This is a genomic window from Brevibacterium sp. AGC70, assembly GCF_057334195.1.
Window position 1 is genome coordinate 130041 of record NZ_JBHFIH010000006.1, and the last position, 16798, is coordinate 146838.

A 16798-nucleotide genomic window follows, 5' to 3' on the forward strand; every position below is an offset into this window, starting at 1 on the left:
CCCCCCCCCCCCACCAAGGTGGGTGCGGTGCACTTCGCGATCGGGCGGTGGGCTCAGCGCGCCACAGGGTTCCTCATCGTTCCTGCGTAGAGCAGCGATTCGGCCTGGTTGCCGATGTCGACCATCTGCACGGTGTTACGCAGCTGCAGACGGTTGAGGCAGGAATGGGCGAAACGTTCGGCTCTCAGGTCCACATCCCCGGCCAGACCATGGGCGAGTTCCGGATGCTCGGCCTCGTAAAGATCGAGCACCTCGGCGACCAGGGTCCAGAAGGTCTCCGAACTCAGCACACCATCGGCATCGAGGATCCCGCCGAGGTGGCGCAGCACTCCGTCGAACATGTCCGTGAACACGGACAGGGCCTTCTCCTCGCCGGGGACCAGCGCCCGGATCCGCTCGACGTCGCCCGGCAGGTCGCGGTGGCCGAGGACGGCGACCTCCTCGCCGATGTCCTTCATGAAGGCACCGGTCACGACGTGGTCGTCCAGGATGAGGATGAGGTTCTCCCCGTGGGGCATGAACACCAGATCGTGGGCCAGCAGTGCGTGGACGAGCGGGTGCAAGTAGGCCCTCAAATAGGACCGCACCCAGTCCTCGGGTGCCTGACCTGAGGCACGGATGAGTTTGCTGGCGAAGGCGACTCCCCTGTGATCGCGGTGCAGCAAGGACGCCATGGTGACGACCTTCTGACCAGGTTCGAGCACGGTCAAAGGGTTCTCTCTCCACAGGGCGGCAAGCATCTTGCGGTGCGGGTTCGTCTCCTGCGTTCGGTGGTAGACGTCTCCGGTGTAGCCGAGCGCGGTGCGTTCCCGCAGGACCCGGAACCCGGCGTCGCCGAAGGCGGGATCGGTGCCGATCAGCTCGGCGACCCAGTCATTGATGGCCGGAGTATCGCGCATGTACTTCGGGGACAGTCCGCGCAGGAACCCCATGTTCTGTACGGCAAGCGCGACCTTCACATAGGGAGCATCGACCCGTGTTCGGTTGAAGAAGGTGCGCAGGGACTGCTGCGGCTGATGCTCGTCGAGGCCAGCGCCCAGGGGCAGCAGATCTCCGCGGGCGATGTCAGCGGCGAAGGTGATCGCAAGTCGGTGATCGGCCTGCCAAGGGTGGACCGGGAGGAGGTGGAAGTCTTCGGGATCGCGGCCGGCTGATCGGATTCTGGTGTCGAAGAGTTCGCGCTCCTCGGCACTGAGTGCCCAGTCGGTGTGTGCGGCCTCGTCGAATCCTTGACCGAGTGAGAGGTGGCTGTGCTCGCGGGTCGCTGCCACCCATTCGATGCGGGTGGTGCGCCCGTTCTCTGGGGCCCATTTCCGATAATCGCTGAGGGAGAATCCGATGCGTCCATTGTTTGCAATGAAGCCTGGATGGCCCTCGGTCATGGCCGCCTCGGTGGACTGGAAGTCAGAGGTCAGGAGATCTGTGGAGTCCGGGCGGTGACCCTTGACCGCCTCGGCAAGTTTGAAGGCGCTGCTGGCCAGGGTCGACGCGAGCTCCTCGAGATAGGTCGACATCAGGTTCTCCGGGATGTCGAGGGCATCCTGGAGTTCGACGACGAGTTCCTGCGCGTCGAGTCCCAGCTGCGTGTCACCTCGTCGGCGGGTGATGCTGTCCTCGTCGATGACCCAGTGCTCCAGCGGCAGGACTCGGGCAGTGAACGAGTACGTGACACAGCCGCCATCCGGGAACTCGGCAGCGTCCTCGGACTGGCCTGCATCATTCGGTCCGGTGTCCTCGATCTTCAATATCCAGTCATTAGGCCCAGCATTCTGGCCGGTGGCGGGGACCGGGGCGACCAGTCGTTCGTGCGCGAACTCGGACAGCGCCTTGGCCACAAGGTGTCGTTGGGCGATCGCAAAGGTGTCGGGATTGAGATGGGAGTATGTGTCGGGAGTCGCGGCGAGCGAGGCGTGGTGTACGTCATCAGAGCTGACGACCTCGACATCCCCACGGTTGAGAAGTGCAACCAGCTCACTGGCTTCGAAGTCCTCACGACCGCACACGCTGACCAGGGCGCGCTTCCGCTCCTCCCCCATCATGATGGTCGCCTCGCTCACCGGACTGAAACCAGCTGCCCGGTTCTTCTCGAGGATGGCGGTGTTCCGCACGTCGGGTTCGACGATGACTCGGCGACCGCCGCGGCCGCCTCGTTCGATCGGGCGCAGGCAGAAGTCGATGACCTCGGCCATGATCTGGTTCGTGAGTCCGCGGACTCCATCGCCGTCAGGTGGGGCGACGAGCAGGTGCATTCCGATGTCATCGGGTCCGGTGGGAACAACATCGTGTGGGATCAGAGTGGAGGGCAGATAGGTTTCGACGTAGAAGCAGTCGACGCCGTCGACCGATCCCACCCACCCGTTCTCGTCGGCGGAGTCGAGGACGGCGCCGAGGTAGTCGCGGACTCCGGACTCGTCGAGGTGGGTCATCTGCCAGTAGTGAGCGCGCGGGTGGGTCAGCCACACGTGGATGTTCTTGCTATCGCGGGCTGGATCCACGGCTCGGATGTCCACGGTGAGCGCTGAGCTTGCCATTGCGGGTGTGGGTGCGTCGTTGATGAGGTCGGTGGTCATACGTGTGACATCTCCCTGTCGTCTGCGGGCTGGGATTCGGAATCGGTGTCGGTGTCGGCGAAGTCGAAATGCGATTCGAAATCGCCCTGAGTGCTCAGAGGAGTCGCGTCGAGGGCTCCGTCGTCGATCACCCCATCGTCGAGTGCCCCGTCATCCGGAACTCCGAAGGTCTGGAAGGCGATGGCCTTCTCGATCGGGTACGGTTCGCGCCCGGTCACGTGTGAGAGCACGACCGATGCTCGCCAGGGCCCGAAGCCAAGATCGGGTGCGGTGACTCCGTGGGTGTGCTCTTCGCCGTTGAGGACGTGGATGGTGCCTGCGTCGTTGACCGTGTAGTGGCGGCTGACCTCGAGGCGGCCCTTGGCGTCCAGGCGGATCTCGTCTCCCAGCGGAGCGAGGAAGGCCGGGACCTGGGACTTGTAACCGGTGGCAGAGACAACCGATCCGCTGCGTCGGTCGAAGCACCTGTCCAGTGACGTGTTGCGGAAGCGCAGAGCATAGTCGCCGGTCCCCGCATCGTGGTCGGCGGCAATCAGCTCTGATTCTGCGAGGAGGTTGGTGCGCAGCTTCCTGCCTCCGCGGCTGAGCCGGTAGAGGGTGTCGTGGATGTCGTCGACGAGCTCGGCGCTGATGCCCTTGTACAGGGTCCGCTGTTCACGTCCGAGCTGTTCGCGCAGGTCATCGGGCAGGGCTCGGAAGTGATCCGTGTACTCCGGGGACGTCATCTCCAAGGTCAGCTTCGTGTACTCCATCGGGAAGAAGCGCGGTGAGCGCGTCACCCAGTCGAGTCGCACGTCACGGGCTTCAGCTTCGTCGATGAGATCACGGTAGATCTCTGCCGCAGACTGTCCGCTGCCGACGATGGTGATTGATTCGCTCTCGAGCAGTGCGTCTCTGTGGTCGAGGTACTTCGAGGTGTGGATGACCGGGCCTGTGCCCTCGGCTTCCAGGTTCTGCAGGGCCTGTGGCAGGACCGGTTCGGTGCCGACACCGAGGATCAGGTGGCGGGCGCGGTAGGACTCAGTCCTCAGCGTCTGACCGAACTGATCGGCCACCTCGGCGGTCACGGTGTAGATGTCATCATTCCTGGTCACCGAGGTGACCGTGCGATTCCAGCGCAGAGTGTCCAACTGAGCGGCGACCCATCGGCAGTATTCGTCGAATTCGGCGCGCAGAGGGTAGAAGGATTCGCGGATGTAGAAGGGATAGAGCCGGCCGCTGTCCTTGAGGAACTGCAGGAAGGAGAAGCGGGAGGTGGGATCGGCCATGGTCACGAGGTCAGCGAGGAACGGAACCTGGACAGTCGCGCCTTCGATCATCATGCCCGGGTGCCAGCGGAATTCCTCACGTTGGTCGAGGAAGACGGCGTCGACGTCGGGCAGAGGGTCGGACAAGGCGGCCAGTCCCAGGCCGAAGGGTCCGATGCCGATGCCGACGATGTCGTGGATGTGTGACTCGGGCGTGCTCATGCTGCGCCTCCTTCGAGGGTCGTGCTCTCCAGGTGCCGGCCGGCGAGGATACCGTGGCCGGTGGCGCGGACGAGGTCGAGCACGGCGGTGATGTCTGCGACCGTGGTGTCGGGGTTGAGCAGGGTGAGTTTGAGCCAGGGGGTGCCGTCGATGGTGGTGCGGGCGACCGCTGCGCGCCCAGAGCGGAAGAGCACGCGGCGGATCATCGGCACCAGTTCATCGGCGGTGGCAGCCTCGGCGGTCGCGGGGGCGAACCGGAACAGGACCGTGCTCAGGTCGGTTGCTCCCAGCACCTCGAAATCCGGCTGCGCGTCGAGGAGCTCTCGGACCTCGGCGGCCAGATCGCAGACGGTGTCGACCATCGAACCGATCTCTGTGGCACCGCGGGCGCGCAGAGTCGTCCAGAGTTTGAGGGCGTCGAAGCGTCGGGTGGTCTGCAGGGATTTGTCGACCTGGTTCGGTTCGGCATCTGCGCCCTGGGCCTCGGCCTCCGGGTTGAGGTAATCGTTGTGATGAAGCGTCGGGTCGAACAGGGCGAGGTCGCGCACCAGCAGTGCGCTTGAGGACACCGGTTGGAAGAAGGTCTTGTGGAAGTCGATGGTCACCGAGGTGGCACGGCCGATTCCCTGCAGCAGGTGTTTGCGACGTGGTGCCCACAGCAGTCCCCCGCCGTATGCGGCGTCGACGTGCATCCACACGTTCGCACCTCCGCAGATCTCGGCGATGGCGTCGAGCGGGTCGATGACGCCGAGGTCGGTGGTTCCGGCCGTGGCTGCGACGGCCATGACGATGCCCCCGGTGTCGTCGATGTCACGCATCAGCTCGGTCAGTGCCTCGGCGTCCATGCGTCCGGCGGCGTCGGTGTCCACGGTCACGACAGCCTCGGCGTCGAGGCCGAGGATGTATGCGGCGCGGGATATCGAGAAGTGGGTCTGGGAGGTCGTGAGTATCCGCAGCCGAGACATGACCTCGCGGCGTGATGGCTCGCCGCGGCCGGACTGGGCACTGCCGAGCACCTGTGCCTGCTGTGCGCGCAGAACGTTCTCGCGGGCCAGAAACAGTGCCTGCAGGTTCGACTGGGTGCCGCCCGAGGTGAAGATTCCGTCGCCACCGGAGAATCCGACGTGCCTGCAGGCCCACTGCACCAGGCGGCGCTCCATGAGTGTGGCGACCTCGGACTGGTCGTAGGTGTCGACGGAGGTGTTGATCGCAGCCAGCATCGCCTCGGCCGCGACGGCTGGCACAGCGACGGGGCAGTTGAGGTGCGCGACATAGCTCGGGTGGTGGAACCAGACGGCGTTGCGGGCGTAGAGGTCATCTGCCTCGCGCAAGGCTGCGATGTTCCCGATCCCCTGTCCGTCGAGGTCGAAGTCTGCGACCTCGGCTTCCAGGCTGGTCCGGTCATTCGCAGAGGTGGGCGCATCGACGCTCGTGAAACGCTGGGCAAGTGCATCGACGACCTCGTGCATGAGCTCGGCGTAGGCATCGGCACTGTGCGACCCCAGCAGGGCGTCCTCAGTGCGCAGCGAGGTGTTCGGCAGTGGAGCTGCACCGGGCAGCGATCGTGCCTCGCTCGGCGGGGCATCGGGCAGCGATCGTGCCTCGCTCGGCGGGGTCGCCTCGGTCAGTGGAGTTGGGGTGTCAGAGAGCAGTGAAGTCATAGCGGTACGGTTGCCTCCTTCGGTTCAGGGTCCGGTAAGGCCGGACTACATTAGGGAAACCTACCCTAAGTAAAGAAAGAAGCAAGGCGAGTGGTGGCGCCGGAGAGCACTACACAAGTAACCTCAACCCGACACAAGGAGTGCCTTCGTCAATCCTCGCGCGGCCAAGCCCGCGATCGACTACAGGTATATACGGCCCAAAAAATCGCACGTGGCCTTCATCACATCCGGGCGATTCGTCTGACATCTTGAGACAGCGAAAACGGCCGTAGTTCCTGCCCAGGAGGCAGGAGCTACGGCCGTCGGCAGTCGTGGGACAAGCAGAGGTCGGTCGCGACGCGCTGTCAGAGAGCGGTCTCCACAGAAACCTATTTGACGACGTAGTTAGGTGCTTCGACGGTCATCTGAATGTCATGCGGGTGGCTCTCCTTGAGGCCCGCTGTGGTCAAGCGAACGAACTTGCCCTTCGCCTTGAGGTCCGCGATCGTGGGGGCGCCGACGTAGAACATCGACTGGCGCAGACCACCGGTGAGCTGGTGTGCGACCTGTTTGAGCGGTCCGCGATAGGCGACACGGCCTTCGATGCCCTCCGGAATGAGGTCGGTGTCGGTGTCGATGTCGTCCTGGAAGTAGCGGTCCTTCGAGTAGGACTTGCCCTGACGTGGGGCCATGGCACCCAGTGAACCCATGCCGCGATAGGCCTTGTACTGCTTGCCGTTGACGAAGATGAGTTCGCCGGGTGATTCGCTGCAGCCGGCCAGCAGGGAGCCGAGCATCACGGTGTCCGCGCCGGCGACCATGGCCTTGGCGATGTCGCCGGAGTACTGCAGTCCGCCGTCTGCGATGACCGGCACACCAGCCGCGCGGGCCGCCTGAGCGGCGAGGTAGACGGCGGTGACCTGTGGGACGCCGACGCCGGCGACCACACGGGTGGTGCAGATCGAGCCCGGCCCGACTCCGACCTTGATGGCGTCGGCACCGGCGTCGATGAGGGCTTGTGCACCCTCCTTCGTGGCGACGTTTCCGCCGATGATCTGGACCTTGTCGAACGTCGAATCGGCCTTGATCTTCCTGATCATGTCGGTCACGCCGCGAGCGTGTCCATTGGCAGTGTCGACGACGAGGACGTCGACGCCCGCCTCGGCGAGGAGGGTTGCGCGTTCATAGGCATCGCCGTGGAATCCGACGGCCGCACCCACGCGCAGGCGCCCTTCGTCATCCTTCGTGGCCAGGGGGTATTCCTCGGTCTTGACGAAGTCCTTGACGGTGATGAGGCCCTTGATGACGTTGTTCTCATCGACCAGGGGCAGCTTCTCGACCTTGTGCTCGGCGAGCAGTTCGAATGCCTTCTCCGGGGAGACGCCGTCCGGGGCGGTGATCAGCGGCATCCGGGTCATAGTCTCGGCCACGGTGCGGGTCGGGAATTCACTGCGGGTGACGAAGCGCAGGTCGCGGTTGGTCACGATGCCCAGCAGCACATTGTTCTCATCGACGACGGGCAGACCTGAGATCCGGTATTTTCCGCAGATCTCGTCGAGTTCTTCAAGAGTCTTCTCGGGGGTAATCGTCAACGGGTCGTTGATCATCCCGGATTCGGAGCGCTTGACGTAGTCGACCTGTGCGGCCTGGTCTTCCATCGACAGGTTGCGGTGGATGATGCCCAGTCCGCCGATGCGGGCCACGGCGATGGCCATGCGCGACTCGGTCACGGTGTCCATGGCGGCCGAGACCAGGGGGATATTGAGCTCGATCTCTTTGGTCAGACGGGTCGTAGTGGAGGCATCTGAGGGGATGACATCGGTGTCACCGGGCAGGAGGAGGACATCGTCATACGTGAGGCCCGTCAGCGAGAACGGATCGTTTGCGGCCTGTGTTTCCTGCTCGGGAATCCCCATGGGTACAGCCTTTCGACGCGGTGAGTTCGGTGGCTCAATGCTATCGAAGTCATACACCGCTTATCTAGCGTTTCAAGTACCGAGCACTGTGAGACTGCCGACATCAATACTCAGGAATGTTCGCCGAGGCGGTCCTGCTGTTCCCTGGTCAGCGGCCTTCGCCGACGGAGCGTGCCAGGTCGAGCGTCGAGGCTTCCGAGTCATCGAGATGGATCCGCAGCAGGCCTTCGGCTCCGTGTCGGTCCCCCGAGCGCATCTTCTCGAGGATGTCGCGGTGCGGGTTCGCCCAGTGGGAGTGGTATTTGCCTGGTTCCCGCGAGCGGGCGAACGTCGTCGACAGGCGGGCCATGAGGTTGACGTAGAACTCGTCGAGCATCGGAGAGCCGAGCAGGCCGACGATCGCCCGGTGGAATGAGGCGGAGTGCTCCTGTGCGTCGGTCCAGCTCTCGTTGTTCGGAGCAGTCTCAGCACGGACGACCGATGCTTCCACACGGTTCATCGCCGCCTCTGTGGCGTCCTGTGATTCCTGAACGGCACGGATCTCGAAGACACGCCGGGCCTGGTAGAGGTCCTTGAGTTCGTCGAGGTCGAAGGTACGGACGAAGAAGCCGCGGTTCGTCTCCTGTGTCAGCAGTCCGGCGTAGCGGAGCAGGGACAGGGATTCACGGGCAGTGTTGCGCGAGACGTTGAATTCCTTCGCCAGCGCACCATCCCGGACCGGAGAGCCGGCAGGGTACTCGCCGGTCGTGATTCGGGACCGGACCAGGGCAACGATCGCCTCTGAGGTACATCCGGGTGCGTTTGGGCTCATATCACCAGGCTACCGTGTCCCCACCGCTCGTGGGCAAAGCCTGGGCACAGCCGTCGGCGATGATACCGAGTCGAGACACACGATACGTCTGCACTGGTCTACGGCGTCGGTCCCAGAGTGAGCTTAGATTCGAAGCGTCGCGGGCGCCGCGTCAGCGGATCGTCGAACTCGATCGACGCCGCCAGCAGCTGCAGCGGTGAGCTGAAATCGTAGGGGTCCGGAGACAGATCGACAGGATAGACCGGATCACCGAGGATGGGCAGCCCGAGCGAGTTCATGTGCACCCGCAGCTGATGCGTCTTGCCCGTCAACGGATGAAGTTCGTACTCGCCGATCGACGGACATTCCTCCACCGATCGCCGAGGTGGGGGCACGGTTGCCTCGGACCGCCTCGGCGAGGTCGGGGTTCGTTCACCCAGCAGGCTGATCGTGCTGAAGGCGTTGGGCTCACCGTCGACTTCGAGGACCTGTCTGCCGCCGCGCGGTTTGACCAGCCTGGACTCCTTGCTGAGCGGGAACTCCATATCCGTCGGCGGCATGGCTGCGAGGGCGCGATAGGTCTTGGTCACCAATCGGTCCTGGAACAGACTCTGATATCGACCACGGGTCTCGGGTCGTTTCGACAGGATGAGCAGTCCCGCCGTGATGCGGTCGAGACGGTGGATGGCCACCAGATCGGGCTGGTTGAAATCCAGGCGAGCCCGGGTCACGACGCATTCGCGCACGAACCGCCCATTGGGAGTGCTGGCGAGGAAGTGGGGTTTGTCGACGACGAGCAGATCGTCGTCTTCGAAGACGACGCTGATCTCGAAGGGAATCCTCTCCTCGGCCGGAACAGGTCGGTGGAAGAAATAGAAGCCGCCCGGGATGACGGAATCATCCCAGTTCACTGGCTCTCCCGTCTCATCGCGCATATCGCCCGTGCTCAGCAGGCTACGTCGCGCTTCATCGTCGGCTACGGGGAACTCTGCCTCCAACCACCCGCCGATCGTATCCGGGACCGGAAGATGGTTCTTATCGTGCGTCGCCTTCCCACCAGGTGCGCGCAGCGATGTCGCGGAGATCCCTTCTCGGGGTGAAAGCGGGCTGCGTGGCATCGGATCAGTCTAGCTGTCGACGTGATGGCGCACTCGGCTCTGAACTTGCGGGACCTGCCGTGGGCTTGCGAGAAATCTGGAGCGTGGAGTCCTATGGTGGGAGGTATGGACAACACCGAATTGACGGAAGAGTTCCTCCTCAACAAGGTCATCGCTCCGGTCGTTCTCGGCATGTTCGCCAACGACGAATGGGACAGCTACGGCATGAATCACGACCCGACCGACGCACGAAAGTGGATTGTCAGGGTCGTCGCCAATTGGGAAGCCGTCGACATCCCCCTCGAGTACTCGGAAGGCATCGAGTCGGTCAACGACCTCCAGCTGAAGCTCATCGCCGAGCTCCAAGCGTTCATCGACCGGTCGGCGATCGGGCAGCGCCGCGACGAGGAGTGGGAGGCCGACGAACACAAGGCTCCTCGCCCAAGTCTCAGACATGCGATTCGCCCGACCTTCAGCGGACCTCCGGACTGCGCGACGCGCCTGCTGAGGATCCGCTCGCGCAATCTCCGGCTCGATCGGCGCCGATGCCGATCCGCCCACCGCAGAGACTGACTCGACTGCGGCCTCTGGCCCGATCGTGACAGCTGTGGTGCACTTGGTGCATGAGCTTCGACGCACGCCACATCTCGCAGACGATCCACACAGACCCCTCCGACATCGCGGTCTTCGCCGGCAATCCGGCCAACCTCCCACAGTGGGCGGCCGGTCTGAGCGAAGGCATCCGCAATGAGGCCGGACGCTGGATCACCGATTCGCCGATGGGCGAAGTCGAGGTCAGCTTCCGGCCCGGAATCGAGTTCGGGATCCTCGACCACGACGTGATCTTCCCCGACGGCACCACCGTGCACAATCCGCTGCGTGTGCTCCATAACGACGATGTCAGCGAGGTCGTCTTCACCGTCTACCGCCTTCCGAACGTCAGCGATGAGGAATTCGCCCGCGACATCGAAGCCGTGCGGAAGGATCTGGAACGACTCCGCGATGTCCTCGAAGGCTGACCATTCGAATGCTCCCCTAGCCCCTGTTGCATCCCTAGGGTGGGGGCACCGGTTCATCAATGCCGCCATGCGCACTGTGTATTTCGGTCGCATCCGCGTCCACGACGTCAGTGGCGAGCCCGCCGCCCGGCACAAGTCCGCCGACCGCGAGGAATCCCCGAGCGGCACCACCACACGAGCGACCCCTCGCCCGCGCCTCATCATCTCCAGCCACCGCAATGGAGCCATCGACGGTCATCAGGTGCTCGCCGCATTCCCGCGAGCGCAGTTCCTCATCTCGATCCAGCTCATCCGCAGCTGGTTCCTGCGTCTCTTCATCGCCGGCATCCCCGTCGTCCGACCCAAGGACGTCGAACGCTACAACCTCGATCCCACATCGGTAGCCAGCCCGGTCGAAGCCGGCACTGCACACCTTCGCCGGGGCGGTGACCTGGGAATCTTCCCCGAAGCCAGCAGCGAATGGGGCCACCGACCCCAACCCTACAAATCTGGTGCTGCCCGCATCGCCTGCACCCTGCGCGAGGAGGGCATCGATCTCGAGGTGATCCCGGTGGGCCTGTTCTACTCGACTCCTGACAGGTTCCGCTCCCGCGCCGAGGTGGTCCGCGGAAAGTCGATCACGATTCCGGCCCGCAATGGCCAGGAGCGATCCGTATGGGAGGCCGAGGTCGCCTCGGCGATGGGATCGGCCCTTGATGAGATCTCGGTGAACTGTCCCGACGAAGAGACCTTCGAGCGGATCCAGGCGAAGGCGCTCAATGTCGCCCGCAGCACACCGGGCAGAGCGGCCACGTTCGCGAAGGCGTTTCTGGACCTGCAGGGTGACGCCTCCACTGCCGCAGCCGACGGGCCACCCGCCGCGGCGGGCCCTGCGATCACGGTGCTGCGCTGGGTCGGGATCGCGCTCATGTGGCTCTTCGCCCCCGTACTCGCGGCAGCTGCCCTTGCCGGATCGCGCGCGGACGGTCGCAATACTGTCACATTCTTCCGCCTCCTCGGCGGCTTCGCAGCGGTTATGGTCTGGGTACCAGCACTCATCGTTGCTGTGTTCTTCTGGCCCCTGGTCATAGGAATCGGCATCGTCAGTGCGGTCTGCGGCTGGCTGCTTCTGGGCCTGCGTCGCTTCCGTCTGTGACCCGATCGACCACCGCCCCTTCGGCCCATCTGAGACATCTCTAGGAGCTCTCGTGACACTCACCCTCGGCTTCACCGATCCTCTCGCCACCGAACTTGCGACCAGCGGCGGCAAGGGCGCCAGCCTCGCGAAGTCCGCGCGGAATCTGCCCGTGCCCGGCGGCTTCATCGTCACCGCCGACGCCTACACACAATTCGTCGCACCCCTGCAGTCGCGGATCAGTGAGCTCATGGACACAGACCACCCCGCCGAGGCGATCGGCGAGCTCATCCGGCGCGCCCCGGTCCCCGATGCCTGGCTCGCCGACTTCGCGGCGGCGGCCCAGGCTGCCGGCCTGAACGGCAAGGCGGTGGCGGTCCGTTCCTCGGGGACCATGGAGGATCTGCCCGGGGCGGCCTTCGCCGGGCAGCACGACACCTACCTCGGGGTTCGCGGAACGCAGTCCATCGCCGAGGCGGTGCGCGACTGCTATGCCTCCCTGTGGAATCCGCACGCCTTCCGCTACCGTCAGCAGCTCGGCGTCGAACAGCTGGAGGCGAAGATGGCCGTCGTCGTTCAGCTCATGGTCGCAGTCGGGGCTGAGGAGGCTGCCGGGGTCGCGTTCTCCGTCGACCCGGTGCGCGGCAACACGGACGAAGTCCTCATCAATGCGGCGTTCGGACTGGGCGAGACCGTCGTCGGCGGGGAGGAACCCGTCGACGAATTCCGGATCGCCCGCTCCGACGGAACCCAGATCGCGGCTGAGATCGCGGACAAGCCGAAGGCCCTCGTCATGCGTGAGCCTGCGGAAGCCGACGATGTTGACGACGACGGGGGCGAGGACGTTGACGACGACGGGCGCGACGATCACAACGGACAGGACGAACACGGCGATGCGCGGACGAGGGAGGTCCACCTCGGCGACGATCAGCGGACGCGTCCGGCACTGACTGCGGAGCAGGCTCGAACGGTGGCCGAACTCTCCGTGCGCGCGGAGGATCATTTCGGTTTCCCGCAGGACATCGAGTGGGCCTTCAGCGGTGACGACCTCTTCCTCCTGCAGTCGCGGCCGATCACTCGCGTCGCACCCCGCTGGACCCGTGACGAATCCGCCGAACGATTCCCCACCCCGGTCACGCCTCTGACCTGGGACCTTGTCGAGGCAGGATTCCACTGCTCACTCAACCACAGCTTCGACCTCATGGGTCTGCCGCCCTTCGACGACAAGTGGTTCGTGATGCGCGACTTCTACATCTACGGCAACCAGACGGCCGTCGATCTCTACGCCGGGAGACTGCCGACGAAGATGCTCTCCAGCGTGGAGACCATCACCGAATCGCTGCCGGAGATCGCTTCTCAGTTCGGTTGGGTGCAGGAACTTCCTGTGCGGTGGATGCGGGACCTCGACACGTATCTCATGGGCATCGGCAAGCTCTCCCACGAACCGCTCGAGGACAAGTCGCTGGCCGAAGTGTGGAAGCACGTGATCGCCATCAGCGACCTCGGCACGGAGTACTTCCGCCCCAACATCGCGATCTCCCTGACTCAGCAGACACTTTACGGTGCGCTCTCGCACATGCTCGAGATGGCATTGGACAAGGAGACCGCGCGCCTCGTATTCGAGCGACTGCTGGCATCGACGGAGACGAAGACCTCGCAGGTCAATGCCGAAATCTGGGAGCTCTCACGCATTGTGCGCGGCAATCCCGACCTGTCCTCGACGCTGCGCAGCCACACTGGCGAGGACGGGCTGGCGGTCCTCGGTGACTTCCCCGAGTTCTTCAATGAGTTTGCGACCTTCCTCGCCAAGCACGGCCATCGGGAACTCGACTTCGACGCCTACCATCCGACTTGGGTCGAGGCACCGCACATCGTCCTGGATCAGGTCCGTCTGCTGGCCGATCGAGCTGAGAACGCCTCGGCGGACTCCGATCTGGAGCGCAAGGTCCTGCAGGCCGAGACCGAGCGGGCCGTGGTCAATGCCGCCCCGGAGAAGCTGCGCTATCTGGTGCAGGAGGTCATCCGCCTGGCACGTTCGTACACGGCGCTCGATGATCTGGAGCACTACCAGACCACACGCCTGACGCTGCCGATGCGCAGGGCCCTGCGCGAGCTGGGTCAGAGACTTGTCGACCAAGGTGTCCTCACCGACCCCATGGACGTCTACTTCATCGATTTCGAGCCTCTCGACGCGGCGATCCGCGCCGGCAACGGGCAGCACTCCCCCGCCGAGGCTCTGGCCGGTCTGACTGCGATCGCGAAGAAGAACAAGGCCGGGTATCAGGAAGCAGTCGAGAGAACCCCCGAGTGGGAGCACGGACGTGCGCCCGAGGCCGGTGATGACACGGACGGCGACTTCATCAAGGGAACTGCCGGCAGTCCCGGCGAGGTCACGGGCGAGGTCTTCGTCGTCCACAGTCCCGAGGACTTCTCATCCTTCCCTGACGGGGCGATCCTCGTCGCCCGAACCACGAACCCGGCCTGGACGGCTCTGTTCTACCAGGCCAGCGGCGTCATCACGGAAAGCGGCGGTGCGCTCTCCCACGGTGCGGTCACGGCCCGTGAGCTGGGCCTGCCCGCGGTCATGGCCGTCCGGGATGCCACCAGCCGCTTCACCTCGGGACAGACGGTGAGCGTCAACGGCAGCAACGGCACGGTGACACCGAGCTGAGGCCCGCCTCGGCGAGGTCGGCTCGCGAGTGCACGACCGCCTCGGCGAGGTCCATAGCCTATACCGCCTGGAGAGCGTCCACGGGGCTGATCGACGTGGCCGCGCGCGCCGGAGCACGGCTGGCGGCGAGCACGGCCAGAAGCGAGCCGGCGACGACGGAGATGATGACCCACCAGGGCACGGACGGAGCGAAGAATCCCGTCAGCGGGGACAGCAGAACCAGGGCACCGATCCAACCGAATGCGATGCCGAGGGGCACCGCGACCAGGCAGGCGGTCACGCTCAGCTGCATGCCCTCGGCCACGATCATGCGTCGGACCCGTCGCGGCGTCTGACCGAGGGCCATGAGCAGACCGATCTCCTGTGTGCGCTGCCGCACGGAGAGCGTGAGCGCGTTCGCGACTCCGATGACGGCGATGATGACGGAGAAGAGGACCATGCCGAGGAAGAACATCATCGTCTGGTCGATGATGGTCTTCAGCACATCCTCGAAGCCGCCCCACCCCTCGTCCCCGAGCGATTCAGCGTAGTCGAGAAGCTGGTCTCGAAATGTCGTCATGGCCGTGGCGAACATGACGATGAGGGTGATGCCGATGACGAGACCGATCACCGTGCGCGCATTGCGAGTGGGGTGACGAGCGATCGTCGAGGCAGCCAGACGTGCGGTTGCCGTTCGGCCGAGCAGCCACCCGGTGAGCGCCTGCAGCGGAGGCAGGATCCAGGGATTGCCGACGATGACACCGACGAAGGTCAGAGCGGCACCGACGGCGACGAGGAGCACGCCGAGGACACTCACCGTGTTTCCGCTGGCACCGATGACGCCGCTGATGAGAAGGGTAATTCCCATGGACAGCAGGATGAGTGCACCCGCCAGGGCCCCCATCGATGCACGCGTATCCTCGGGCCGACGCTCGACAGCCTGCGAGGTGGCCTCGATCGGTGAGATGCCGCTGATGCGTTGGGCACCCAGATACGCTGAGAACCAGGTCACGACGATGGTCGCGGCCCCCGGAAGGAACATCATGGGACTGAGCAGATCTGGCTCCACGGTGATCTGTCCGCCGAGGTAGGCCGTCGTACCCTGCGCGAGAGCGGTGGAGACGAGGAACGCAGCGACGGCGCTGGGTATCGAAACGAGCAGTCCCTCCACCGAGGCGGCCCGGCGCAGCCGTCGCGAGGACGCTCCGATGAGACGCAGCAGTGCCAGTTGACGGCTGCGACCGGCGATGATGATGGAGAACGTGTTGGCAATGACGATGCTTGAGACGAACAGCGCGATGACGAAGAAGAGCAGCCCCACCGTTGTGAGCAGCCCCTGCGCCGTGTCTGACTCGGAGACGATCTTCGCAGAGGACATCCAGGCTGTGAGGATTTCGATGCTCTGCATGATGACGGTGCCGAAGAGAGCAGCGATGAAGACGACGAGGAAGCTGGGTGCGAACTGGCGCGGGTTGGCCCGGAGCTCCCGCATAGGGTTCATCGGCGCCCCCCGGTCTCCGCGGCATACTGCGGGGACCGTGCGGGATCCTGCAGGGACCCGGCGGCTGCGTTCTCCGCAGCCTCGGCCTTCGCGTCGAGATCGAGCATCGTCTGTGCAATCACCTCGGCGCTGATCGAGTCGTTGAGCTCTGAGACGGGAGTGCCGTCGGCGATGAACACGACGCGGTCGGCATAGGCGGCCACGATCGGATCATGAGTCACGAGCACGATCGACTGTCCGAGCTCGCGCACGGCCTCGGACATGATGGCCATGACCTCGCGCCCCGACCGACCGTCGAGGTTGCCGGTCGGTTCGTCGGCGAAGAGGATGTCTGGTCTCGTGGCCAGGGCACGGGCGATGGCGGTGCGCTGCTGCTGTCCGCCCGAGATCTCACTGGGCCGATGCTTGAGCCGCTCGTCGAGGCCGAGCCGCTTGATGATGCTGGAGATCCAGGCGCGTTCATCGGAATTGGGCCTGCGATCATCGAGCTCGAAGGGCAGCACGATGTTCTCCCTGACAGTGAGGGTCGGCACGAGGTTGAAGGCCTGGAACACGAATCCGATCCGCCGCCGACGCAAGGCTGTGAGCTCGTCCTCGTGCAATGCAGTGATCTCACCCTCACCGATGTGCACGGTGCCCGAGCTCGGCCGGTCGAGTCCGGCGAGAATGTGCATGAGCGTGGATTTTCCCGAACCCGAGGGCCCCATCACGGCCGTCAGCCGGGCGGGGGCGATATCGAGGGAGACCTGGTTGAGAGCGACCAGCGCTGCCCCGTCGGGATCAAAGATCTTCGAGACATTGCGAAGCTGAGCGATGGGCATCGGTGAGGCGGTCGTCATAAGGTCCCTACATTGCTGCGTCAAACTGTCTCATCCAGACTAACGACCCGCAACGACAAGAAACATAGGATCTGACTGATCAGTAGGTGTGAGCCGCCTGTGCAATTCGCGTAGTGTGTGAGCTTGGATGTCGACCAGCTTGCCGGCCGGCTCACCAGCTGATCGTGAATACACGTGTGGCCCGGAACAGTGT

The 16798-nt window shown here is 64.5% G+C and carries 12 protein-coding genes; 4 read left to right on the top strand and 8 right to left on the bottom strand.

The genetic code is table 11. From position 1 onward, the window contains the following. Nucleotides 1–53: 53 nt before the first annotated feature. From ACE03M_RS04585 to ACE03M_RS04610, 6 genes are all read right to left on the bottom strand, one after another. On the bottom strand, nucleotides 54–2570 hold the full coding sequence (locus ACE03M_RS04585) for a GNAT family N-acetyltransferase (RefSeq protein ID WP_485932906.1): 2517 nt from the start codon (nucleotides 2568–2570) through the stop codon (nucleotides 54–56). Continuing rightward, on the bottom strand, nucleotides 2567–4039 hold the full coding sequence (locus ACE03M_RS04590) for a lysine N(6)-hydroxylase/L-ornithine N(5)-oxygenase family protein (RefSeq protein ID WP_485932907.1): 1473 nt from the start codon (nucleotides 4037–4039) through the stop codon (nucleotides 2567–2569). Before ACE03M_RS04590 ends, ACE03M_RS04585 begins: the two co-directional genes overlap by 4 nt. Beyond that, on the bottom strand, nucleotides 4036–5700 hold the full coding sequence (locus ACE03M_RS04595) for a pyridoxal phosphate-dependent decarboxylase family protein (protein WP_485932908.1): 1665 nt from the start codon (nucleotides 5698–5700) through the stop codon (nucleotides 4036–4038). Before ACE03M_RS04595 ends, ACE03M_RS04590 begins: the two co-directional genes overlap by 4 nt. Nucleotides 5701–6068: 368 nt before the next feature. Further along, nucleotides 6069–7595: an IMP dehydrogenase gene (gene guaB / locus ACE03M_RS04600; protein ID WP_143924266.1), complete on the bottom strand. Its 1527-nt coding sequence runs from the start codon at nucleotides 7593–7595 to the stop codon at nucleotides 6069–6071. 148 nt (nucleotides 7596–7743) lie between these two features. Continuing rightward, nucleotides 7744–8406 carry a GntR family transcriptional regulator gene (locus tag ACE03M_RS04605; protein ID WP_143924267.1) on the bottom strand — a complete coding sequence of 221 codons (663 nt, stop codon included), beginning with the start codon at nucleotides 8404–8406 and terminating at the stop codon, nucleotides 7744–7746. Nucleotides 8407–8504: 98 nt separating this feature from the next. Further along, nucleotides 8505–9503: a pseudouridine synthase gene (locus ACE03M_RS04610; protein ID WP_485932909.1), complete on the bottom strand. Its 999-nt coding sequence runs from the start codon at nucleotides 9501–9503 to the stop codon at nucleotides 8505–8507. Nucleotides 9504–9608: 105 nt separating this feature from the next. On the opposite strand from ACE03M_RS04610, the gene ACE03M_RS04615 reads away from it, so the two are divergent. From ACE03M_RS04615 to ACE03M_RS04630, 4 genes are all read left to right on the top strand, one after another. Next, nucleotides 9609–10055 (top strand): hypothetical protein, encoded by a 447-nt coding sequence (locus ACE03M_RS04615; RefSeq protein WP_485932910.1) that lies wholly within the window; start codon nucleotides 9609–9611, stop codon nucleotides 10053–10055. 50 nt (nucleotides 10056–10105) lie between these two features. Then, nucleotides 10106–10501 carry an SRPBCC family protein gene (locus ACE03M_RS04620; RefSeq protein WP_143924270.1) on the top strand — a complete coding sequence of 132 codons (396 nt, stop codon included), beginning with the start codon at nucleotides 10106–10108 and terminating at the stop codon, nucleotides 10499–10501. A gap of 67 nt (nucleotides 10502–10568) precedes the next feature. Further along, nucleotides 10569–11636, top strand: a complete 1068-nt coding sequence (locus tag ACE03M_RS04625) for a lysophospholipid acyltransferase family protein (protein ID WP_143924271.1) — start codon at nucleotides 10569–10571, stop codon at nucleotides 11634–11636. A gap of 52 nt (nucleotides 11637–11688) precedes the next feature. After that, entirely contained in the window at nucleotides 11689–14286 is a 2598-nt protein-coding gene (locus ACE03M_RS04630) for a PEP/pyruvate-binding domain-containing protein (protein ID WP_485932912.1), read from the top strand. A 58-nt stretch (nucleotides 14287–14344) separates the two neighbouring features. On the opposite strand, the gene ACE03M_RS04635 is transcribed toward ACE03M_RS04630, so the two are convergent. Both ACE03M_RS04635 and ACE03M_RS04640 read right to left on the bottom strand, forming a co-directional pair. Further along, nucleotides 14345–15757 (bottom strand): FtsX-like permease family protein, encoded by a 1413-nt coding sequence (locus ACE03M_RS04635; protein ID WP_485932913.1) that lies wholly within the window; start codon nucleotides 15755–15757, stop codon nucleotides 14345–14347. Between the two features lie 5 nt (nucleotides 15758–15762). Next, complete coding sequence (locus ACE03M_RS04640; protein ID WP_485932914.1) at nucleotides 15763–16605, bottom strand: ABC transporter ATP-binding protein; 843 nt, start codon at nucleotides 16603–16605, stop codon at nucleotides 15763–15765. Nucleotides 16606–16798 lie beyond the last annotated feature (193 nt).